The sequence below is a fragment of the Streptomyces sp. NPDC020379 genome, assembly GCF_044387105.1.
Taxonomy (GTDB): domain Bacteria; phylum Actinomycetota; class Actinomycetes; order Streptomycetales; family Streptomycetaceae; genus Streptomyces.
In genome coordinates, this window is record NZ_JBIRVR010000004.1 from 238180 (window position 1) to 261277 (window position 23098).

Genomic DNA, 23098 nt, shown 5'->3' on the forward strand with positions numbered 1-23098 from the left:
GCGAGGATGACGCGAACAGGCGCTTGGCCGGGGAATGCGAGAGGCCGGACTGGTGTTTCCAGCCCGGCCGGTGATCGGGATCGAGCCCTAGGCGAAGTGCCCCCGCAGCCGGGCGTACGCGGAGGCCGGAGCCTGCGCCCGGTCCAGGGAGAGGAGCGCCGCGCCGAGCACCGGCGGGGCCGTCACCACCACCGGCACGGCCTTGGGCGCGCGCGCCGCCAGCAGCTCCACGACCCGGTCGTGCAGCAGCGGATGGCGTGCCGCCAGGACCCCGCCGCCCAGCACCACCCGCACCGGCTCCGCCAGCAGCCCCAGCCGGCCCAGCGCCACCGCCGCCATGGCCACGACCTCCTCCGCCTGCCGGGCCACGAGCGACTCCGCCACCGCGTCCCCCGCGGCCGCCACCGCGAACAGCAGGGGTGTGAGCTCGTGCCGCCGCTCCTCCTCCACCGTGCCCAGGTGCAGCGCCTCGATCAGCGCGGGCATGTCCGCCAGCCCGAAGTGCGCGGGCAGGGCGCGGGCCAGCTCGGTCGCCTCGCCGCGCCCGTCGTCCGCGCGCGCCGCCCACCACAGGGCCTCGGCCGCCAGGTGCCCGCCGCCACCCCAGTCGCCCGAGAGGTGGCCGATCGCGGGGAAGCGGGCGGTGCGGCCGCCCGGCGCCAGCCCCGCGCAGTTGATGCCGGCCCCGCACACCACGGCCACGCCCGTGGGCTCGTCCCCGTCGGGCAGCCCCGCCCGCAGCAGGGCGAAGGTGTCGTTGGCGACCGTGACCGTACGGCCCCAGCCGTGCGCCTCGACCGCCGCCGTGAGCCGCTTCTCCTCCACCGGGAGATCGGCGTTGGCCAGGCACGCCTGGATGTGGCCCACCCGGACCGGGCCGCGGTGCCCGGCCCGCGCCGCCGCCTCGGCCAGCAGCGGCCCCAGGGCCGCGACCGCCTCCCCGGCCCCGGTCCGCTGCGGCTGGAAGCCTCCGCCCCGGGCCCGCCCGAGCACGGTCCCGTCCGCGGCCACCAGAGCCACGTCGGTCTTGCTGTTGCCGGCGTCGATCGCCAACGCCGAGTCGCTCAGGCCCACGCGAGGTGCTCCCGGTTGTGTGCGATCAGCTCGTCGGCCAGCCGGTCCGCGTAGGCGGCCTGGCCGATCAGCGGATGTGCGAGCAGGGCCTCGAACACCCGGTCGCGGCCGCCCTTGAGGGCGGCCTCCAGCGCCAGGTGCTCGTAGGCGGTGACGCCCGCGACCAGCCCGGCGAACAGCGGCTCCAGGGGGCGTACGGGCGCCGGGTGCGCGCCCCGGGCGTCCACCGCCGCGGGCACCTCGATGACCGCGTCGTCCGGCAGGAACGGCAGCGTGCCGTTGTTGAAGGCGTTGACGACCTGCACGTCGCCGGTGTCACGCAGCAGCGAGGAGGTCAGCGCGACCGCGGCCTCCGAATAGAACGCGCCACCCCGCTTGCCCAGCAGCTCCGGCTTCTCGTCCAGCGCCGGATCCCCGTACAGCGCCAGCAGCTGCCGCTCCATCGCGGCCACCTCGGCGGCGCGCGAGGGCTTGCTCAGCAGCTCCTTGACGACCTCGTCGTGCTGGTAGAAGTAGCGCAGGTAGTACGAGGGCACCACGCCGAGCCGGTCCAGCAGCCCGCGCGGCATGCGCAGGTCGGCGGCGATGGCCTCGCCGTGCTCGGCGAGCAGCCGCGGCAGCACGTCACGGCCGCCGACGGTCACCGACCGCTCCCACGTGAGGTGGTTGAGCCCCACGTGCTCCAGCGCGACCGCCTCCGGCGCGACGCCCAGGTGCCCGGCGAACTTCCGCTGGAAGCCGATGGCCACGTTGCACAGCCCGACCGCCCGGTGCCCGGCGGTCAGCAGCGCCCGCGTCACGATCCCCACCGGATTGGTGAAGTCCACGATCCACGCGCCAGGGTTGCGCCGCCGTACGCGCTCCGCGATGTCCAGCACCACGGGCACCGTGCGCAGCGCCTTGGCGAGGCCGCCCGCGCCCGTCGTCTCCTGGCCGACGCAGCCGCACTCCAGCGGCCACGTCTCGTCCTGCTCGCGGGCCGCCTGGCCGCCCACGCGCAGTTGGAGCAGCACGGCGTCGGCGCCGTCCACGCCCGCGTCCAGGTCCGCCGTCCAGGTGATCCGCCCGGGGTGGCCCTGACGGGCGAAGATCCGCCGGGCGAGCGGGCCGATGAGCTCCAGCCGGTCCGCGGCCGGGTCGATCAGGACGAGTTCCGTCAGCGGCAGCGTGTCGCGCAAGCGGGCGAAGCCGTCGATGAGTTCGGGGGTGTAGGTCGATCCTCCGCCGACCACTGCGAGCTTCATGTGCGCATCATGGGAATCAGCCCTTTACTCCGGTGAGAGTGACGCTTTCGACGAAGGCTTTCTGTGCGAAGAAGAAAACGACGATGACCGGCGCCATGACGAGCAGCGTCGCCGCCATGGTCAGATTCCAGTTGACGCTGTGCGCGCTCTTGAAGGACTCCAGACCATAACTGAGTGTCCAGGCACCCGGGTTCTGCGCCGCGTAGATCTGCGGGCCGAAGTAGTCGTTCCAGCAGTAGAAGAACTGGAAGAGCGCGACCGCCGCGATGCCCGGCTTCGCCATCGGCACCACGATGCCCAGCAGCGTGCGCAGTTCACCGCAGCCGTCGACCTTCGCCGATTCCAGGTATTCCCTGGGGATCGTCAGCAGGAACTGCCGGAGCAGGAAGATCGAGTACGCGTCCCCGAACGCCAACGGAATGATCAGCGGCCAGAGGGAGCCCGACAGGTGCAGCTGCTGCGACCACACCAGATACATCGGAATGACGACGACCTGAGGCGGCAGCATCATCGTGGAGATGACGAGTACGAGTGCCGTCCGGCGGCCGCGGAAGCGGAATTTGGCGAGCGCGTAGGCCACCGGGACCGACGAGCACACGGTGAGCAGGGTGCCGAGCCCCGCGTAGAGCAGGGAATTGCGCCACCAGTCGAGGAAGCCCGGGGTGTCGAACACCTCCGCGTAGTTCGACCAGTTCCACTCGTGCGGCCACAGCTCGCCGCTCATCGCCTGGTCGTCGCTCATGACCGAGGTCAGGAAGACGAAGACGAACGGCAGGACGAAGAAGAGCGCGGCGGCGACGGCGGTGGTGTGGACCGCTATCCAGTGCAGAGCGCGGCGACGTGTCTTCACGCTCAGTCCTCCGCCGTCAGCAGGCCGGTCCGCTTGCGCATGAGCAGCGAGGTCGCGGCCATGGCGATGGCGAAGAGCACGAGCGAGAGCACGCACGCGGCGCCGGTGTTGAAATTCTGGAAGCCCAGCGAATAGACGAGCTGCGGCACGGTGAGCGTGGAGTGGTCGGGATAGCCGGGCTGGATGACCGTGCCGGGCCCGACGCTGACCCCGGAGGCGAGTTTTCCGGCGACCAGGGCCTGGGTGTAGTACTGCATGGTCTGCACGACGCCGGTCACCACCGCGAACATCACGATCGGCAGAATGGCGGGCCAGGTGACGTAGCGGAATGTCGCGAACGGGCCCGCGCCGTCCAGTTCGGCCGCCTCGTACTGCTCCTTGGGCACGTCCAGCAGGGCGGCCATGAAGATGACCATCAGGTCGCCGATGCCCCACAGGGAGAGCAGCACCAGCGAGGGCTTGGCCCAGTCCGGGTCGTTGAACCAGTTGGGCGCGGACACCCCCACCGCCGAGAGCGCCTCGTTGACCGGCCCGGTGCCGGGGTTGAGCAGGAAGACGAAGGCGACCGTCGCGGCCACGGGCGGTGCCAGATACGGCAGATAGAAGGCCGTACGGAAGAACCCGGCACCCGTCTTGACCTTGGTGACGAGCAGGCCGACGCCGAGCCCGAAGGCGACGCGGAGGGCGACCATGACGACCACGAGCCAGAGGGTGTTCCACAGCGCCGGCCCGAAGAGGGGCATCTGCTCCAGCACATAGCGCCAGTTCCGCAGGCCGACGAAGACCGGGGCCTGGATCTGGTTGTAGTGCATGAAGGAGAAATAGACGGTGGCGAGGAGCGGATAGCCGAAGAAGACGGTGAAGCCGACCAGCCACGGGGAGAGGAAGCCGAGTGTCCGCAGCCGTTCTCGGGTGCGTCTGCGGCGCAGTTCGGGTGCTGGGGATATGGCCATGGCGGGCTCCGTCAGTTGCGGGACTGGAGGTTGTCGTCGTCTATCTGCCGGTCGAGCCGGCGCAGGCCCTTCTCGAGGTCGTGGACCCGTCCCGCCTCGACGTCGAAGGAGAAGTCGCGGAGCGAGACGATGTACTGCCCGCCGTTGACGGACGGCGGCATTCCGACGCTGCGGGGATTCGCCGCGATGCCGAGGAAGGTCCGGAGAGTGGCGTCGCGGTCCAGTTCCGGTGAGGCGAGCGCGGCGTTGGTGGACGGGAGATTGTGGATGGCATTGGCGAACGCGACCACCTGACCGGTGTCCGCCGTCAGGAATCTCAGCAGTTCCCACGCCGCGTTCTGGTGCTTGCTGCTGTGCGCGATGCCCGCGACCGTGCCGGTGAGATAGCCGCGGCCGTAGGTCTCCGGGCGGTCGTCGGGCACCGGCATGGGGGCCGTGGCCCAGCGGAAGGAGGGCCTGGCCTCGTCCAGCATCCGCCCGCGCCATTCGCCGTCCATGTGCATGGCCACCTTCCCGGTCAGAAAGGCGTTCTGCGAGGACATCTCGTCACCGAAGGTGGTGCGGAACGTCTCCAGCGGGCCGTAGCCGCCCTGCGCGCTGATCAGCTCCCGCTGGACGCGGAAGAATTCCGCGGTGTCGGGGGAATCGGCGAGCCGGGCCTTTCCCTTGTCGTCGAAGTAGCGCGGCCCCCACTGGGCGAGGAGCCGGTCCGGGCTGTTCTGGTAGAAGCGGAAGTCCGGCATATAGCCCAGCTGCCGGTACGAGCCGCCGGAGGTCCGCCGGGTGAGCTTCGCCGCGTCCTCGCGGAATTCGGACATCGTGCGCGGGGGACGGGAGATGCCCGCCTTCTCGAAGGCGTCCTTGTTGTAGTAGAGGCCGTAGGCGTCCGCGAGCAGGGGCAGGGCGCACTGCTTGCCCTCGTAGGAGGTGTAGCTCAGCAGGGTCTTCGGGAAGACCTTCTCCTTGTCGAGGCCCGATTTCCGCATGAAGGGGTCGAGATCGGCCCACATGCCGGAGGAGCAGTACTGCCCGACGTTGTCGGTGGTGAAGGAGGACACCACGTCGGGCGCGTCGCTCCCGCCCGCGCGCAGTGCCTGGCCGGCGGTCGCGTCGCTGACGTTCCCGGTGGCCTTCACCCGGATGTTGGGGTGCAGCTTCCTGAACCGGGCGATCGACGCGTCGATCGCCCTGACCTCGTCCTTCTCCGACCAGCCGTGCCAGAACCGCAGGGTCACCGGCCGGGTGGGGTCGTCGTCGGCGCTGCCCCGGGCCGGGTTCGCGCAGGCCGCCAGCAGGCCCACGCAGAGCAGCAGGGGGACGAGGAGGGCCGGCGCGCGGCGGTGCGTTCGCGGCATGGCTGGACTTCCTTTGCGGCAGGGGGCGGGGAAGTGGCGCGCGGGAACGTGGGGGAGCGGCGGGCCGGCCGGTCAGGCGGTGTCGAAGACGGTGTCGCGGGCGGCGGCGAGCGCGACCCGCAGCGCCCCGGTGAGGATCGGCGAGCCCTGGACGGCGCTGAGCCGCAGCAGCGGCCGGGGCAGGGACAGCCCCGTGAGCTCGGCCTCGACCATCGAGCGCAGCCGCTCGCCGCCCGCCTGGCAGACCTCGCCGGAGAGCACCACCAGCTCCGGGTCGACCACGGCGACGACGGCCGCGAGCCCGACGGCGAGCCGCCGCCCGAGCTCGGCGAGCAGGTCGTCACCACCACCCGGGGTGGCGGCGGCCAGCGTCAGCGCCTCCCGTGCGGTGGTGGCGTCGATGCCGTGGGTGGCGGCGAGCGCGAGCACGGCGGGCGAGGCGACGAGCATCTGGAAGCCCCCGCCGCCGTCCGGGCCCGCGGTCGCGTCCTCGCCGCCGCGCGCGAGCGGCGCGCCGGGCAGCGGCATATAGCCGATCTCGCCCGCGCCCCCGGTGGCGCCGCGCAGCAGATTGCCGCCGAGGACGACGGCGGCGCCGACGCCCTCGGCCGCCCAGACGAGCACGAAGTCGTCGAAGTCCTGGGCGGTGCCGTCGTGCTGCTCGGCGACCGCGGCGAGGTTGACGTCGTTCTCGATGACGACGGGCGTCCTGAGCGCCGCGGCGAGCTCGTCGGGGAGGGCGCGGGACTGCCAGCCGGGCAGGTGGGGCGCGTAGCGGAGGGTGCCGCTGCGCGGGTCGAGGGCGCCCGGGGTGCCGATGACCGTGCGGTGCAGGGCCTCGCGGCCGAGGCCGGCCGTGGTGAGTGCCCCCTCGACGGCCTCGGTGACCAGGGCGGCGGTGTGCGTCCGTACGGACTCGGCGCTCGCCTCCGCCTCGACGCGGTGTTCGCCGACGACGCGCCCGGTGATGTCCGCGACGGCGGCGGTGATGCCCTCGGGGTCCACGGCGAGGGCGGCGACGTGGGCGACGCCGGGGTTCACCTCGTAGAGCTGGGCGCTGGGGCCGGGCCGGCCGGTGACGTTGCCGGTCGGGCGGACCAGCCCGGCGGCCTCCAGCCGGGTGAGCAGCTGGGAGGCGGTGGGCTTGGAGAGGCCGGTGAGCTCGCCGAGGCGGGTGCGGGTGAGGGGGCCGTGGGCGATGAGGAGGTCCAGGGCGGCCCGGTCGTTCATGGCCCGCAGCACACGTGGGGTCCCCGGGGCACCGGCCATGGTCTCCGCCTCATCTGTCAGGAACTCAGCTGTCAGGAAAGCAGCCGCCGACGACGCGGCCGCACAGCTGTTAGGAAACTTTCCTATCAATGAGACAGGACGTTAAAGCCGCAGCAGGGCGACGTCAATGGGTGCGGCGGGGTTCTTTCCCGGCCCCGTCGCGACGGATCACTTCCCGAGCGTGGGGCCCGGCGGTATCGGCACGGTGGCCTGGGACTGCGGGGAGGCGGGGTTCGCCAGGGCGGAGGGGGCGGCCACCGCGGCCGCCGGGTCGGCGGCCGCGGTCTCCAGGTCCGCGTCCAGCGGGCGCCCGACGATGCGGATGCCCTCCGCGTCCAGCGCCTGCTTGATCCGCCAGCGCAGCTCCCGCTCCACGCCCAGCGCCACGCCGGGCATCGTCTTCGCGGACACCCGGATGACGACGGAGTCCAGATAGACCGCGTCCAGGCCGAGCACCTCGACCGGCTCCCACAGCCGCTCGTTCCACGGCTCGTCCTTCTGCATCTCCTCGCCGGCGCGGGTGATGATCCCGCGCACCCGGTCCAGGTCCTCGTCCGAGCGGACCTGGATGTCGACGCCCGCCGTGGCCCAGCCCTGGCTGAGGTTGCCGATGCGCTTGACCTCGCCGTTGCGCACGTACCAGATGGCGCCGTTGGAGCCGCGCAGCTTGGTCACGCGCAGGCCCACCTCGATGACGGTGCCGGTGGCGACGCCGGCGTCCACCTCGTCACCGACGCCGTACTGGTCCTCCAGGATCATGAAGACGCCGGAGAGGAAGTCCGTGACGAGGTTGCGGGCGCCGAAGCCGATGGCCACGCCCGCCACACCGGCGCTCGCGAGCAGCGGGGCCAGGTTGATCTTGAGTACGGACAGCACGGTCAGCGCGGCCGTGCCCATGATGAGGAACGAGGTGACGCTGCGCAGCACCGACCCGATGGCCTCGGAGCGCTGCCGCCGCCGCTCGGCGTTGACCAGCAGGCCGCCGAGCGCGGTGCCGTCGAGATGTTCGGTGGTGCGGTTCATGCGGGCTATGAGCTTGGTGATGGCCCGCCGGATCAGCGACCGCATGACGACCGCGATCACCACGATCAGGATCATGCGCAGGCCGTTGCTGAGCCAGATGGACCAGTTCTCCTCCACCCAGCCCGCGGCGTCGTTGGCCGTCCGTTGAGCCTCGTCCAGGGACACGGGACGGGGCGTCGAGTCGGCGGCCGGGGCAGCGGACCAGATCACAGCGGTAACCCTCCGTATGAGCCATGCCCGCGCGCGAAGGGCGGCGCGGGCAGCACACCACACTAACGGGGCAGCCGCGTTCCTCCGTTGCTCTGTTCGAGATGGAGCAGGTCTTGAGCGGGGGATGAACACACTGTGTTCCAAAACACCCGTGGCCCGTTACCTGGCGATGGTGGCGCTCCGGCCGGGGGCCGGGGGACACTTGCAGGAGATCGTCCCGGCGCGAGCCACGCGCCGCCGGCGTACAAGGAGGCACCCGTGCCGCATGTCCTGGTCCTCAACGCGTCGTACGAGCCGCTCGGCGTCGTACCGCTCCGCCGCGCGCTCATACTCGTCCTCAACGAAAAGGCCGTCAGCCTTGAGGATTCCGGCGCCTTCATGCACAGCGCGACCTGCACCATCCCCGCACCGAGCGTCGTGAGGCTCAAGCGCTTCGTGCGGGTGCCCTTTCGGGGGCCCGTTCCGCTCACCCGCCGCGCCCTCTTCGCCCGTGACGGCGGCCGATGCGCGTACTGCGGTGGCGTCGCAACCAGCGTCGATCACGTCGTCCCGCGCAGCCGTGGTGGCCAGCACGCCTGGGAGAACGTGGTGGCCGCGTGCCGCCGCTGCAACCACGTCAAGGCCGACCGGCACGTCGCCGAGCTGGGGTGGAGGCTGCGGCACCAGCCGGCGCCGCCGTCCGGGCTGGCATGGCGCATCATCGGCACGGGACATAGGGATCCGCGCTGGCTGCCTTATCTGGAGGCATTCGGCGCGGAGGACGCGATGGCCCGGATCGACGGCATTTCCGCCTGAGTCGACCGGGCCATCGTCATAGGTGCGCGCGGTCGCCCGCGCGCGGGCGGTGGCCCGGTCTCAGGGCCTGCCCTGCTGATCGACCACGGCGTACGCCTGCACCTCGGTCAGGGCGTACGAGTCCCCCGTCGCCCGCTTCCCGCCCTGGACCCGCACGAACCGGGCCCCGGGCGCGTCCATGCGCACCGTCTCCGTGCCGCCCTCGCCGTGGCCGACGACGGCCGCGTCGCGCCAGGTCCGGCCGTCCGGCGAGACCTGGACGCGGTAGCGCGAGGGGTGGCCGTCCTGCCAGTGCAGCACGAGGCTGCCCAGGTGGGCCGGGCGCGCCAGCTCCAGCTGCCACCAGGCGCCGTCCACCGGCTCGGCGGTCCACCGCGTCGCCGGGTCGCCGTCGACCGCCGCCGACGCGGGGGAGTCGGCCGAGGCGTCGCCCGAGGACGCCGCCTTCGCGCCGCGCGCCAGATCCGGGCCGCCGGACCGCGGGTACGCCCGTACGGTCAGGGTCCGCTCCACGTCGCCCAGTCTGACCGGCACGGTGAAGGTGCGGGCCGCTGACCCGGCGGGCACGGACAGCTCGATCCGGGCCGTGGCCACGCCGCCACGCGCCACCTCCACCTCGGCGGGCGCCTTGACCGTGACGCCGGAGGGCGCGCGCACGGTGAGCTTCTCGCGGACCGTCTCCGGCCGCCGGTTGATCATCCGGGCCTCGGCGACGGCGGGCTGCCCGCCGTTCTCCGCGGCCACGTCGGAGTCGGTGAGCTCGAAGTCGGCCGAGGGGGTGTCCCCGAACCACGGCGCGATCTCGTGCACGGCCGGCCGGTCGCCGCCGTCCGCCCAGACCAGCCGCAGCGCGTCGGCCCGTACGTCCTTGCCCGGCACCTGGGTCCAGCCGCTGTCGGACACCGCGCCGAGCCGCTGCCAGCCCTTGGCCGGGTCGTGGGCCCAGGCCGTGCCCCGCACGCCCTTGCCCGGCGCCGTGAGCACGGTGACGGCCGTGAGCGGGTGCTGCCCCGTCAGCCGTACGGTCAGCGGCTCGCCCGCGGGCGGGGTGACCGCCGTCGCCGGGTCGCCGTCGGTGGCCGCGCCCGCCGTGCGCACCGGCCGGTCCACGCCCGTCCAGCCGTCGGCGCGGGCCAGCGCCTGGTCGAGGAAGGGCGCCAGCACCCCCTTGCCGACCGTCACCGGGCTGTCGTCGATCTTCTCCCGCAGCTCCTGCACGTCGAGCTGGGCCCGCCAGGCCGCCGCACCGTCGCCGCGCGCCTGGGCGGTCAGCATGTCCACGGCCCTGATGCCCGCCCGGCCGTGCCGCGCCAGCTGGTCCAGCCACGGCCGCACCTCGTCGCCGAAGCCGTCGGGCTCCCGGGCCAGCCGGTCCGGGGCGTCCCGCATCGTGCCGAAGGCCGACCGCAGCCGGTCCGCCGCGTCGGTCAGCCGGCCCTGGTCCGTTCCCGACAGCGCCTCCCAGAAGGCGTCCAGCAGCGGCCGCAGATACGCCGACTCCTCGCCGCCGAGCACGGACGACGCGTCGTTGCCCGCCAGCGCCCGCAGTGCTTCGCGGGTCGGCCCGTCGGTGCCCGCGAGGTCGTCGACGGCCGCCTGCCACGACTCGTCGGGGCGATAGCCCTGGGGGTTCCAGGCGTAGTCGGCGGCGGTGAACAGCGGGATGCGCGAAGCGGTGGGCTGCGCGGCCGCGTTGGCGAGCAGCGCGGCGGAGCCGGTCGCGACGGCCGGCTCGCGGCCGGTGTACGGCCCGAGGAAGACGCGGTCCTCGGCGAAGTCGTTCACCGGATAGTTGTCCATGGTGACCAGCGGGTGCCCGAACGCCGCGCGGGCGTCGGAGAGTTCGCCGCCGGTGATGGTCCTGGGCACCACCCCGACACCCGTCCACGCCACCTCCACCCGCGGGTCCAGCTGGTCCGCGAGCGCCCGGCGGAACTCGGTCCGGCCGTCCTGGTAGTACTCGGTCGGCAGCAGCGACAGCGGCGCGGCCTCGGCGCCCTTGGCCGCCAGGTGCCGGGCGATCGCGCCCGCGACCTTCGCCTGCGCCTTCGCCGCCGCCTTCGGCCCGGAGCCGAACGCCCGCGAGTCCGCGTCGCAGTGCCACTCGCTGTAGCTCACGTCCTGGAACTGCAACTGGAAGGCGCGCACGCCCAGCGCCCACATCCCGTCGATCTTCCGCTCCAGGGCCCGCAGGTCGCCCGCGGAGGAGAAGCACATCGACTGCCCCGGGGCGACCGCCCAGCCGAGCGTCACGTGGTTGCGGCGGGCCCGCTCGGCCAGCGCGCGGAAGTCGGCACGCTGCTCGGCGGGGTACGGGGCGCGCCAGCGGGCCTGGCGGTAGGGGTCGTCACCGGGCGCGTAGAGATAGCGGTTCTGCTTCGTGCGCCCCATGAAGTCCAGCTGCACCAGCCGCTGTTCACGCGACCACGGCCGGCCGTAGAAACCCTCGGTCAGCCCGCGCACCGCCGTGCCCGGCCAGTCACGGATCACCGCGCCCGCGAAGGCGTGCCCGCCGTCGCGCGCCACCGCCAACTGCCGCAGCGTCTGCGCCGCGTGGAAGAGCCCGTCCGGCCCGTTGCCGGAGAGCGCGGCCGTGGGCCTGCCGTCGACCTGGCCGGTCGCGAGGCGGTAGCCGCCCGTGGGCAGGTCCCCGGCGGCGGGCGCGCCCAGCGACGTGAGGGCGTCCTCGGCGGCCTGCCCGCCCGCGAGGACGATCAGCCCGCTCGGCGGCGGGGTGCCGCCGGGCGCCGCGTCCACGACCGTGCGGGCACCGGCCGCGCGCAGGATCTCGCGCAGCGCGTCGAGGGCGTACGGGTCGGTGCCGCTGTCGGCCATCAGGGTGACCAGGTCGCCGACCGGTACGGACGCGCCCAGCGCGCGCGAACTCTGCGGGCGCGGCCACACCGGCGGCAGGCCCGAATCGCTCTCCCGGTCGGGCGCGGAGGCCGCGGTGCCGTCGGGGCGGGGCGTGGCGAGGGCCTCGGCCGACCCGCCGAGGAGAGCGCCGAGGAGCGCGGCGGCCAGAACGGTGGCCCCGGCGCGGCGAGGGTGGGAGAAGGCGGAGTCACTGCCCCGGAAATGCACGGTCCGTTTCCCCTTTTCCCACGTTCCCCGTGTTTCCCCGTGTCGGTGAGGGTCGAGCCCATCACCAGCGGGTGAAGGTGTCAACGGACGTGACCGAAGTGCGGTTATTGCCCTGCGGAGTCTTTGGTTGCTGTCCGTGTCCGGGCGCGGGTTCGTCGCCGCCTTGCGGCGGGCGTCCTCGGGCGCCGGACGGGCTGGGGGTGGCCGGGGTGGGAGCCCACGTGCGGGTTCGTCGCTCCCCCGGCTGCCTCCCCGGACTCCGTCCGGGGACGCCCCCCAGAGGTGCCCCCAGCGGCGGGCGTCCTCAAGCGCCGGACGGGCTGGATTTGGCTGGGATGGGTGTGACGTGCGGGTTTGTTGGTGCCTGTGGCGGGGGTGTCCTTGGGGTTCCCCGGGCGGAGTCCGGGGGAGCGTCCTCAGGTGCCGGGCGGGCCGGGTGTGGCCGGGACAGGTGTCATGTGCGGGTTTCCGGCGTCTGCGGCCCGTGTCCTCAAGCGCCGGAGGGGCTCATTTCGCAGCGGCGAAGGTGCCCGGGCAGCGGCGCGGAACCCCCCCGCGTCACGGTCGGGCGAGGGGTGATCCGCCAAAGACATGCGTCTGCCGTCGCCATCCGTGGGTAGGCCATGACGTGACCCGCCCCCGTCACCCACAGGAGGCCCCCGTGGCCGCGTCCGCTCTTCTGCTGCTCTCCGGGCTCACCAGCTGCACCGAGCCGCCGCTGACCAGCGAGCCGCCCCTCGCCGACACCACGCCTCTCACCAGCGAGCCCCCGCTCACCCCCGAGCCCCCGCTGACCAGTGAACCCACCGCCCGTAATCCCTGCGGCACGGACAGCCCGGAGATCTGAGGCGGTGGGGATGGGCAGAGCGCGGCTCGCCGCCCTGCACGGCGTCGCCACCTCCTACGCTCCCGCCCCCGGCCGGAGCGTCGCGGTGTCCGAGGACACCGTCGTCGCGGTCCTCGCCGCCCTCGGCGTCGACGCGTCCACCCCCCGCTCCGTCGGGGAGGCCCTGGAGGCCCGGGAGCAGGCGGACGCCCTGCGGCTGCTGCCCGCCACGGTGGTGCTGCGCCCCTCGCGGCCCGGACTGCCCGCGCTGCCGGAAGGCACGCTGCTGCGGGTCGAGACCGAGGACGGGCGGAGTGTGGCGTGGCAGGGGCCCACATGGGATCCGGCAGGCGCGCGGAATGCCGTGCGCGCCGGTCGCGTGCCGGACGCCTCCGATTTCTCCGGCGGCCTGCCGTACGGCAGGCACCTCCTGCGGGCCCAGGCCCCCGACGGCCGGAGCGCCGGAGCGTCCCTGATCGTCTCTCCCGAGCGGCTGCCCGAGCCGCCGGAGCGCTCCCACGGCTTCCTCGTCCAGCTGTACTCCCTGCTGTCGGCCCGCTCCTGGGGCATGGGCGACCTCGGTGACCTGGCGGAGCTCGCGGCCTGGTCCGGGCGTACCTACGGCTCGGACTTCGTGCAGGTCAACCCGCTGCACGCGGCCGTGCCCGGCACCCACGGCGCCCCCACCGACCCCTCGCCCTACCGCCCGTCCTCCCGCCGCTTCCCCGACCCCGTGCACCTGCGCGTCGAGGACGTCGCGGAGTACGCCCACCTGGCCGGCCCCGCGCGCGAGCGGGCCGAGGCACTGCTGACCCGGGCGGCCGCGCTGCGGGAGGGCGTGCTGCGCGGCGGCGAGCTCATCGACCGGGACGCCGTCTGGGCGCTCAAGCGGCGCGCGCTGGAGCTCGTGCGCGCCGTGCCGCTCGGCCCCGGGCGCCGGGCCGCCCACGACGCCTTCCTCGCCGGGCAGGGCCCGGCGCTGGAGGACCACGCCACTTGGTGCGCGCTCGCCGAGGTCCACGGCACCGACTGGCGGGGCTGGCCCGGCGGCCTGAGCGATCCCCGCTCCGCCGCCACGGCCCGCGCCCGCGAGGAGCTCCACGACCGCGTCGGCTTCCACCGCTGGCTGGCCTGGCTGACCGACGAGCAGCTGGCCGCGGCGCAGCGGGCGGCGCGCGACGCGGGCATGCGCGTGGGGCTCGTCCACGACCTGGCCGTCGGCGTCCACCCCTCGGGCGCCGACGCCTGGGCGCAGCAGGACGCCTTCGCCGCGGGCATGTCCATCGGCGCGCCCCCCGACGCCTTCAACGCCCGCGGCCAGGACTGGGGTCTGCCGCCCTGGCGGCCCGACGCCCTGGAGGCCGGCGGTTACGGACCGTACCGCGATCTGCTGCGCGGCCTGCTGCGGCACGCGGGCGCGCTGCGGATCGACCATGTGATGGGCCTGTTCCGCCTGTGGTGGGTCCCGGAGGGCCGGGAACCGACGCTGGGCACGTACGTCCGCTACGACCCGGAGGCCATGCTCGGGGTCCTCGCCCTGGAGGCGCACCGCGCGAACGCCGCCGTCATAGGGGAGGACCTCGGCACGGTCGAGCCGGGCGTGCGGGACGCGCTCGCCGAGCGGGGCGTGCTGGGCACCTCGGTGCTGTGGTTCGAGCGGGACTGGGCGCGCGAGCCCGCCGAGCCCCTGGAGCCCGCCCGGTGGCGCACGTCCTGCCTGGCCACCGCGACCACCCACGACCTGCCGAGCACCGCTTCCCGCCTGACCGGCGACCACGTCGGGCTGCGCCACCGGCTGGGGCTGCTCGCCCGCCCGCTCGCCGACGAGCAGCGGGAGGACGCGCGCGAGGTCGCCGAGTGGCTGGCGCTCTTCCGGCGGCTGGGCCTGCTGCCGGAAGGGGCCGACGAGGAGGCCGCCGTCCGGGCCGTGCACCGCTATCTGCTGCTCACCCCGGCGCGCATGATCGGCGTCTGGCTGCCGGACACGGTCGGGGACCGGCGGCCGCAGAACCTGCCGGGCACGTGGGACCAGTACCCCAACTGGCGGCTGCCCGTCGCCGACGCGGAGGGCAGGCCCCTCTCCCTGGAGGAGCTGGTGGCCTCGCCCCGGCTGCACGCGCTGATGGAGGAGGTCAGGGCGGTGAGGTCCCCGTAGGGCCACCCCGGACGCGCGGGCCGGGCAGGTGTCCTATACGTTGAGCGCGTGAGCAATAAGGTCAACAAGAACGCCGTGCGTGCCGGTGCCATCGCCACCGGCACAATGCTGATGCTGCTGATGTCGTCCCCCGCGTTCGCGCTCACCCGCGACGACGGTGACGACCCGGGTCCGGGCCTGAGCGTGCTCGACACGCTCGGCCTCTATGTCGCCGCGCCGATCGTCCTCTTCCTGGTGATCGCCGGCATCGTGATGGTCGCCTCGCGCCACGGTGACAACCCGCACACCCGCGACACCCACCACGCGCGCACGCGCTGACCCTTCCTCTCTTCCGCCGCCCGGCGTCCACGGTCCTTCAAGGGCCGAGGACGCCGGGCGGTTCTGTTGTGTGCCCGCGCCGTCCTTGTCCGCGCCCGCCGAGAAAGTGAGAGATCAAATTCCGGTCACCCTTGCCGTTTACGGCGGTCTTAACCTACGGTGTCGTAACCTACGGATCCGTAAGTAAGATCATCCCCCCTGCCTGGAGCTGTCTGTGACCATCGCCCCCCTCCGCCACCATGCCCGGGCCGTGTGGAGCGACAGCCGACTGCTGTACGCGCTCGAAGAGGTCGTGGAAGCCGAGCTCAACCGGCATCTGACGGTCGCCAAGGAGTGGATGCCGCACGAGTACGTGCCGTGGAGCGACGGGCGGAACTTCGACGGCGTGCTGGGCGGCGAGGCATGGGCGCCCGAGCAGTCCAAGGTCACCGACATCGGGCGCACCGCCCTGATCGTCAACCTGCTGACCGAGGACAACCTCCCCAGCTACCACCACGAGATCGCCTCGCTCTTCGGCCGGGACGGCGCCTGGGGCACCTGGGTGCACCGCTGGACCGCGGAGGAGGGCCGGCACGGCATCGTCATGCGCGACTACCTGCTGACCTCGCGGGCCGTCGACCCGGTCGCGCTGGAGCGGTTCCGGATGCGGCACATGTCGGAGGGCTTCGAGTCCGACAACCGGCACAGCATGCTGCACTCCGTCGCGTACGTCGCCTTCCAGGAGCTGGCCACCCGCATCTCGCACCGCAACACCGGCCACCACTCCGGCGACCCGGTCTGCGACCGCATGCTCGCCCGCATCGCCACGGACGAGAACCTGCACATGGTCTTCTACCGCAACCTCCTCGGCAAGGCGTTCGAGCTGGCCCCCGACCAGACCATGGCCGCCGTCCGCGACGTCGTCGTGGGCTTCCGGATGCCGGGCCACGGCATTCCCGGCTTCGAGCGGGCCGCCGCCCAGATGGCCATCGGCGGGATCTACAACCTCCGCATCCACCACGACGACGTGCTCCAGCCGGTGCTGCGCTTCCTGAAGGTCCTGGAGATCACCGGCCTCGGCCCGGACGGCCTGCGCGCCCAGGAGGAGCTCGGCCTCTACATGGGCGGCCTGAACGCGGAGGCCACGAAGTTCGACGAGCGCCGCGAGGCGCTGCTCGCCCGCCGCAAGGCCCGCGCGGAAAGGGCCTGAGCCGGCGCGGAGGCGCTCGGCCGGCTGTCCGTTCCTCGGCTGTCCGTCCCTTGAACAGCGGATTGGACTTTTGGGCCACCCAGCACCACATGATGGAGTCGCACATACAGGCGTACAGGAGTAGGGAGTGCCCGTGAGGATCGGAATCGTCGGAGCCACCGGCCAGGTCGGCGGAGTCATGCGCAAGATCCTCGCCGAGCGGGTCACGACCGGCCCCATCGGTGAGGTCACCGAGCTGCGCCTGTTCGCCTCCGCGCGGTCCGCCGGATCCACGCTCCCGTGGCAGGGCTCCGAGATCACCGTCGAGGACGCCGCCACCGCGGACTACTCCGGCCTCGACATCGTGCTCTTCTCCGCCGGCGGCGCCACCTCGCGCGCCCTCGCGGAGAAGGTCGCGGCCCAGGGCCCGGTCGTGATCGACAACTCCTCCGCCTGGCGCATGGACCCCGAGGTCCCGCTCGTCGTCTCCGAGGTCAACCCGGACGCGATCGCGAACCGCCCCAAGGGCATCATCGCCAACCCGAACTGCACCACCATGGCCGCCATGCCCGTGCTGCGCCCGCTGCACGACGAGGCCGGCCTGACCGCGCTGATCGCCACCACCTACCAGGCCGTCTCCGGCTCGGGCCTCGCCGGTGTGGCGGAGCTGGACAGCCAGGTGCGCGCCGTCGGTGACCGGGCGCCCGAGCTGACGCACGACGGCGAGGCCGTCGCCTTCCCCGAGCCCGCGGTCTACAAGCGCCCCATCGCCTTCAACGTGCTGCCCCTGGCCGGCAGCATCGTCGACGACGGCCGCTTCGAGACGGACGAGGAGCAGAAGCTCCGCAACGAGTCCCGCAAGATCCTCGGCATCCCGGAGCTCAAGGTCTCCGGCACCTGCGTGCGCGTCCCGGTCTTCTCCGGCCACTCCCTCCAGGTCAACGCCCGCTTCGCGCGCCCGCTGACCGTCGAGCGCGCCTACGAGCTGCTCAAGGGCGCCCCCGGCGTCGAGCTGTCCGAGATCCCCACGCCGCTCCAGGCCGCGGGCAAGGACGCCTCCTACGTGGGCCGCATCCGCGCGGACGAGACCGCCGAGAACGGCCTCGCGCTCTTCCTCTCCAACGACAACCTCCGCAAGGGCGCGGCGCTCAACGCCGTCCAGATCGCGGAGCTGGTCGCCGCGGAGCTGCGCGGCTGAGCCGCGTGTGACATGAAGGGCCGGACGCGACCGCGTCCGGCCCTTCGCGCTGTCCGCACCCCGGCCCCCGCCCGGCCCGGGGGCGGCATGGAAGGATGGCGCGAACGTCGCAATGCAGAAGGAGATGCCCAGGTGCCTGGAACGAATCTGACCCGCGAAGAGGCGCAGCGGCGCGCGCGGCTGCTCACTGTCGACTCGTACGAGATCGAGCTCGACCTCTCCGGTGCGCAGGAGGGCGGCACGTACCGCTCCGAGACCCTGGTGCGGTTCGACGCGGCCGAGGCGGGCGCGGAGTCGTTCATCGACCTGGTGGCGCCGGCCGTGCGCGAGGTCGTGCTGAACGGCGCCGCGCTGGACCCGGCCGCGGTGTTCGCGGACAGCCGTATCGCGCTGCCCGGCCTGCTCGCCGGGCGCAACGAGCTGAAGGTCGTGGCGGACTGCGCCTACACCAACACCGGTGAGGGGCTGCACCGGTTCGTCGACCCGGTCGACGAGCAGGCTTATCTCTACACGCAGTTCGAGGTGCCGGACGCGCGCCGTGTCTTCGCCTCCTTCGAACAGCCCGACCTGAAGGCGACGTTCCGGTTCACCGTGAAGGCCCCCGAGGGCTGGACCGTGATCTCCAACTCGCCGACGCCCGAGCGCCCCGCCGACAACGTCTGGCGCTTCGAGCCGACCCCGCGGATCTCCACGTACATCACCGCGCTGATCGCCGGCCCGTACCACAGCGTGCACAGCTCCTACGAGAAGGACGGCCGCAGCATCCCGCTGGGCATCTACTGCCGTCCTTCGCTGGCGGAGTTCCTCGACGCGGACGCCGTCTTCGCGGTCACGCGCCAGGGCTTCGAGTGGTTCGAGGAGAAGTTCGCCTACGACTACCCCTTCGCGAAGTACGACCAGCTGTTCGTGCCGGAGTTCAACGCGGGCGCGATGGAGAACGCGGGCGCGGTCACCATCCGCGACCAGTACGTCTTCCGCTCCAAGGTGACGGACGCGGCGTACGAGGCGCGGGCCGAGACGATCCTGCACGAGCTGGCCCACATGTGGTTCGGCGACCTGGTCACCATGGAGTGGTGGAACGACCTGTGGCTGAACGAGTCGTTCGCCACCTACACCTCCATCGCCTGCCAGGCGTACGCGCCGGGCTCGAAGTGGCCGCAGGCGTGGACGACCTTCGCCAACTCCATGAAGACGTGGGCCTACCGGCAGGACCAGCTGCCCTCCACCCACCCGATCATGGCCGAGATCCGCGACCTGGACGACGTGCTCGTCAACTTCGACGGCATCACCTACGCCAAGGGCGCTTCCGTGCTCAAGCAGCTCGTGGCGTACGTGGGCCAGGACGAGTTCTTCAAGGGCGTGCAGGCGTACTTCAAGGCGCACGCTTATCGCAACACCCGCCTGTCCGACCTGCTGGGCGCGCTGGAGGAGACCTCCGGCCGCGACCTGAAGACCTGGTCGAAGGCGTGGCTGGAGACGGCCGGCATCAACATCCTGCGGCCCGAGATCGAGGTCGCCGAGGACGGCACCATCACCTCCTTCGCCGTCCGCCAGGAGGCCCCCGCCCTGCCCGCCGGCGCCAAGGGCGAGCCGACCCTCCGCCCGCACCGCATCGCGATCGGCCTGTACGAGCTCCAGGGCGGCAAGCTCGTGCGCACCGACCGCATCGAGCTGGACGTCGACGGCGAGCTGACGCCCGTCGAGGCCCTCGTCGGCACCAAGCGCCCCGCCGTCGTGCTCCTCAACGACGACGACCTGTCGTACGCGAAGGTGCGCCTGGACGAGGAGTCCCTGCGGGTCGTCACCGCTCACCTGGGCGACTTCGCCGAGTCCCTGCCGCGGGCGCTGTGCTGGGCCTCCGCCTGGGACATGACGCGCGACGGCGAGCTCGCCACCCGCGACTACCTCTCGCTGGTGCTCTCGGGCATCACCAAGGAGTCGGACATCGGCGTCGTCCAGTCGCTCCAGCGGCAGACGAAGCTGGCCCTGGACCTCTACGCGGCCCCCGACTGGCGCGAGAAGGGCCTGGCCACCTGGACCGAGGCGGCGCTGGAGCAATTGCGCGCGGCCGAGCCGGGCAGCGACCACCAGCTGTCGTGGGCGCGCACCTTCGCGGCCACCGCCCGCACGCCCGAGCAGCTCGGCCTGCTCCAGGCGCTGCTGGACGGCACGGAGAGCATCGAGGGCCTCGCCGTCGACACCGACCTGCGCTGGACGCTGCTGGAGCGGCTCGCCGCGACCGGCCGCGCCGACGAGCAGGCGATCGCCGCGGAGCTGGAGCGCGACAAGACGTCGGCGGGCGAGCGGCACGCCGCCGCGGCCCGCGCCGCCCGGCCGACGGCCGAGGCCAAGGCGGAGACGTGGGCGCGGGTCGTCGAGTCCGACAAGCTGCCCAACGCGGTGCAGGAAGCGGTCATCGGCGGCTTCGTCCAGACCGACCAGCGCGAGCTGCTCGCCCCCTACAGCGAGAAGTACTTCGCGGTGGTCAAGAGCATCTGGGAGAGCCGCAGCCACGAGATCGCCCAGCAGATCGTGGTCGGCCTCTACCCCGCCCTGCTGGTCTCGCGGGACACGCTGGACGCCACCGACGCGTGGCTGGCCTCCGCCGAGCCCAACGCGGCCCTGCGGCGCCTGGTCACCGAGTCGCGCGCCGGTGTGGAGCGCGCCCTGAAGGCACAGGCCGCGGACGCGGCCGCTGCCTGAGCGTGACAGCGAGCGCCGGGCGGGCCTCTTCCAGGCCCGCCCGGCGCTCGCCGGTTTCACGGGTCAGCTCGCGCCGAGGCCCTGGGCGGTGACCGTCAGGGTGTACGGGTTCGCCGGCAGCGGTGACGTGCGGCGGGACTCCACCTCGAACTCCCAGACGCCGGGGACCGGATTCGTGTAGCTCCGGCCCTCGGGGCGGCAGGTGTTCGCCGGGTTCGGGTAGTTCGGATAGCAGTTGACCGTGGAGGTCGGGTCGGCCGGTACGCCGTAGGGGTCGATCGCGATGAAGCGGGTCTGGCTGCCCGCCGCGAGCCCGCCGAGGGCGGCGTCCAGCGACTTCGCGCCCTTCGGCACGGTCACGAAGTACGAGGTCGTGGCGTTGCGCGCGGCCTTGCCCGACTTCGTGAGCGCGTGGGAGGGGGTGGCGAGCGGCTCGGCGGCGATCACGGTGGTCATGATCTGCTGGTCGATGCCCTCGGTGCGGTCGTCGTCCACGGTGAGGATCGCGCTGTGCAGCCCGGCGGTCCTGGCCTTGGCCCTGACCTTGACGGTCACCGGCTTGTTCAGCGGCAGCTGCACCTCGTCCGGGCTCGCGAGCCTGAAGGTGCCGTCGTTGTTGCGCCACTTCAGCTCGTGCCACACGGCCTTGGCGGGGCCCGAGGTGCGGGTGACGGTCACGTCGTACGTCCGCGTCTCACCCGGCTTCAGTCCGCCCTCGCGGTCGTAGATCCCCGTGCCGGAGCCGGGGGTCCTGAGCTTGCCGGAGAGGGCGGTGGAGACGGGCGCCCGCACCGTGTAGGTGTGCGCGGTCGCGTGGTCGCGCAGCGCGTCCCAGGCGTCCTCGACATCGATCAGGCCCGCGCCCTGCTCGTACGCCTGCACGCCCTTGATCTGCTTGGCGGTGCTGGTCAGCGCGGTGCGAAGGTCGGCGGGGGTGAGCTTCATCCGCCTCTGCTTGGCGGCCGAGATCAGCAGCGCGGAGGCGCCGGTGGCCTGCGGGGAGGCCATCGAGGTGCCCTGGAGCATGCCGTAGCCGGGTGGCAGGTCGTAGCCCGCCTCCTTGACGGGGGCGCCTGGCTCCCAGGTGGGCGTGGTGTTGACGGACGCGCCGGGTGCGGTGAGCGTGGGGGTGAAGCCGCCGTCCTCGCGCGGGCCGCGTGAGGAGAACGGCATCATCGCGTACTTCGTGGTGACCTCGGAGCCGTAGTTCGCGGCCCAGGTCTCCTTCGACACGGACGCGCCGACGCTGATGACCTTGTCGGCCAGGCCGGGGTCGCCGATGGTGTTGGCGCCGGGGCCGCTGTTGCCCGCGGATATCACCAGCTGCACGCCGTAGGTGTCGATGAGGCGGGTGTAGAGCTCGGCGCGGGCGTTGTTGCCGTCGTTGAGCGCGGGGAGGCCGCCGATCGACATGTTGACGATGTCGACACCGCGGTTCACGACCAGGTCGATCATGCCCTCGGTGAGCGCCACATTGGTGCAGCCGCCGCTCCAGGTGCAGGCGCGCGAGGAGACCAGCCGGGCGCCGGGCGCCGCGCCGTTCATCCGCCCGCCGAACAGCCCGTTCGCCGCCGTGATGCCCGCGACGTGTGTGCCGTGCTCGGACTCGATGACGCCGATGTTGACGAAGTCGGCCTTCTTGCCGATCCAGTCGCCGCCCTTGGGGTCCATCGGCACGTCCTTGCGGATCTGCACGACGAAGGGGATGCGCTCGGCGACCGGGGTGGCGGGGTCGTCCTTGCCGAAGTATCCGACCTGGAAGCCGTCCTTGTAGGGCTTCATCTCCGTGTCGTCCGAGAAGTCGCCGTTGTCGTTCAGATCGACGCGGACGGTGCCCTTGGCCTTGTCGTAGAGCACCGCCCAGGAGTCGGTCGTGTCGCCGTCCCGGTTGAGGTCGCCCTTCATGTCGCCGCCGGTGGTGGCGCTCTCGCGGAAGAGCGCGACCTCGTAGGCGCCGTTGCCCGGCGCGGTGTACGTGCGGCCGCCGAAGGCGAAGCTGGGGCCGGTGACCTCGGAGGTCATCGGCAGCCAGGTGTCGTCCTTGTCGGCCAGCGGGTCGGTGGCCGTGACCCAGTCGACGATCTTGCGCTCGCCGGTGGTCGTCCGCTGGAGCGCCGGATGCCCGAGGTCGACGCCGGAGTCGAGGATGCCGATGGTCACCCCGCGGCCGTCGGCCTCGGGATGGTCCTCGACGAAGTCGACGGCGCCCGTCTCGAAGGCCGGCTGGTAGGGGTTCTTCGCCGGGGTGCCCTTGCCCGGACCGGGGTAGGAGCCCGTCTTCCCCTTGGCGCCCTGGACGGCGTCGGCGCGCGGCGCGGGGTCGGGGAGCCTGATCTCCTGCTTGAGGTCGATGCCGTGCACGGAGCCCAGCCGCTGCGCCTCGGCGATCGCGGCGTCGGCCTTCGGGGTCGGCACGGTGGCCCGGACGTAGCCGAGCTTGTCGTAGGTCTGCCCGACCGAGGCGCCCTTGATGGCGCCGAGCTTCCCGGCGACCTGGGCGGTCTGCCCGGGAGCGGTCGCGATCATCATGGTGACGGTCGCGTCGCCGTCGGCCTTGGCGCCGGCGAGCAGGGCGGCGCCCAGCGAACCGAGCTTGGCGGGCGCCGAGTTGGACCCCGGCGCGGGGGAGGGGTCCGCGGCGAGCGCGGGGGCGGCGCCCGCCGCGGTGAGCGCGGCCACCAAGGCGGCCGCGGTGGCTATTCGGGTCAGGCGGTACGGCGTGCGTCTCGCGCCGCGGAGGGGCGCGGAGAGGTCTGCGGGGGTCATGAACATCCCTGGCTGGGTTGACGGCAAGAGCGGGCTGTACAGCGGGCGTCCGGAAATCGGAGCCGAGTGACCGATCACTTTTATGCAAGTGACAGGGGTTTGGGGAG

At 72.7% G+C, this 23098-nt stretch carries 16 protein-coding genes; 7 read left to right on the forward strand and 9 right to left on the reverse strand.

Annotated elements, in window-relative coordinates; translation table 11 throughout:
* Positions 1-87: 87 nt before the first annotated feature.
* The 7 genes from ACH427_RS07655 to ACH427_RS07685 all read right to left on the reverse strand — a co-directional run bounded on the left by ACH427_RS07655 (position 88) and on the right by ACH427_RS07685 (position 7978).
* Positions 88-1074, reverse strand: a complete 987-nt coding sequence (locus ACH427_RS07655; RefSeq protein ID WP_398868498.1) for an N-acetylglucosamine kinase — start codon at positions 1072-1074, stop codon at positions 88-90.
* Entirely contained in the window at positions 1065-2318 is a 1254-nt protein-coding gene (locus ACH427_RS07660) for a 6-phospho-beta-glucosidase (RefSeq protein ID WP_398868499.1), read from the reverse strand. The genes ACH427_RS07655 and ACH427_RS07660 overlap by 10 nt, the downstream gene beginning before the upstream one ends.
* 16 nt (positions 2319-2334) lie before the next feature.
* Positions 2335-3174, reverse strand: coding sequence for a carbohydrate ABC transporter permease (locus ACH427_RS07665; protein ID WP_398868592.1), 840 nt, complete (start codon positions 3172-3174; stop codon positions 2335-2337).
* Positions 3171-4121, reverse strand: coding sequence for a carbohydrate ABC transporter permease (locus ACH427_RS07670; RefSeq protein WP_398868500.1), 951 nt, complete (start codon positions 4119-4121; stop codon positions 3171-3173). The genes ACH427_RS07665 and ACH427_RS07670 overlap by 4 nt, the downstream gene beginning before the upstream one ends.
* 11 nt (positions 4122-4132) lie before the next feature.
* Positions 4133-5476, reverse strand: coding sequence for an ABC transporter substrate-binding protein (locus tag ACH427_RS07675; RefSeq protein WP_398868501.1), 1344 nt, complete (start codon positions 5474-5476; stop codon positions 4133-4135).
* A gap of 72 nt (positions 5477-5548) precedes the next feature.
* Entirely contained in the window at positions 5549-6706 is a 1158-nt protein-coding gene (locus ACH427_RS07680) for an ROK family protein (protein ID WP_398868502.1), read from the reverse strand.
* Positions 6707-6913: 207 nt separating this feature from the next.
* Complete coding sequence (locus tag ACH427_RS07685; RefSeq protein ID WP_398868503.1) at positions 6914-7978, reverse strand: mechanosensitive ion channel family protein; 1065 nt, start codon at positions 7976-7978, stop codon at positions 6914-6916.
* 258 nt (positions 7979-8236) lie between these two features.
* Here ACH427_RS07685 and ACH427_RS07690 point away from each other — a divergent pair, with 258 nt between their 5' ends.
* Positions 8237-8773 (forward strand): HNH endonuclease, encoded by a 537-nt coding sequence (locus tag ACH427_RS07690; protein ID WP_121798258.1) that lies wholly within the window; start codon positions 8237-8239, stop codon positions 8771-8773.
* A gap of 60 nt (positions 8774-8833) precedes the next feature.
* Here the strand turns inward: ACH427_RS07690 and ACH427_RS07695 are convergent, their stop codons facing one another.
* Entirely contained in the window at positions 8834-11857 is a 3024-nt protein-coding gene (locus ACH427_RS07695) for a beta-N-acetylglucosaminidase domain-containing protein (protein WP_398868504.1), read from the reverse strand.
* Positions 11858-12518: 661 nt separating this feature from the next.
* Here ACH427_RS07695 and ACH427_RS07700 point away from each other — a divergent pair.
* The 6 genes from ACH427_RS07700 to pepN all read left to right on the forward strand — a co-directional run bounded on the left by ACH427_RS07700 (position 12519) and on the right by pepN (position 20225).
* Positions 12519-12704: a hypothetical protein gene (locus tag ACH427_RS07700; RefSeq protein ID WP_398868505.1), complete on the forward strand. Its 186-nt coding sequence runs from the start codon at positions 12519-12521 to the stop codon at positions 12702-12704.
* 10 nt (positions 12705-12714) lie between these two features.
* On the forward strand, positions 12715-14838 hold the full coding sequence (gene malQ, locus ACH427_RS07705) for a 4-alpha-glucanotransferase (protein ID WP_398868506.1): 2124 nt from the start codon (positions 12715-12717) through the stop codon (positions 14836-14838).
* A gap of 48 nt (positions 14839-14886) precedes the next feature.
* Positions 14887-15156, forward strand: coding sequence for a hypothetical protein (locus tag ACH427_RS07710; RefSeq protein WP_361527963.1), 270 nt, complete (start codon positions 14887-14889; stop codon positions 15154-15156).
* A 214-nt stretch (positions 15157-15370) separates the two neighbouring features.
* Complete coding sequence (locus ACH427_RS07715; RefSeq protein WP_398868507.1) at positions 15371-16345, forward strand: acyl-ACP desaturase; 975 nt, start codon at positions 15371-15373, stop codon at positions 16343-16345.
* 133 nt (positions 16346-16478) lie between these two features.
* A complete protein-coding gene (locus ACH427_RS07720) occupies positions 16479-17522 on the forward strand; it encodes an aspartate-semialdehyde dehydrogenase (protein WP_398868508.1) in 1044 nt (347 codons plus the stop codon).
* A 132-nt stretch (positions 17523-17654) separates the two neighbouring features.
* Entirely contained in the window at positions 17655-20225 is a 2571-nt protein-coding gene (pepN, locus tag ACH427_RS07725) for an aminopeptidase N (protein ID WP_398868509.1), read from the forward strand.
* Between the two features lie 63 nt (positions 20226-20288).
* Here pepN and ACH427_RS07730 read toward each other — a convergent pair whose 3' ends face one another.
* Positions 20289-22991 carry a S8 family serine peptidase gene (locus ACH427_RS07730; RefSeq protein WP_398868510.1) on the reverse strand — a complete coding sequence of 901 codons (2703 nt, stop codon included), beginning with the start codon at positions 22989-22991 and terminating at the stop codon, positions 20289-20291.
* Positions 22992-23098 lie beyond the last annotated feature (107 nt).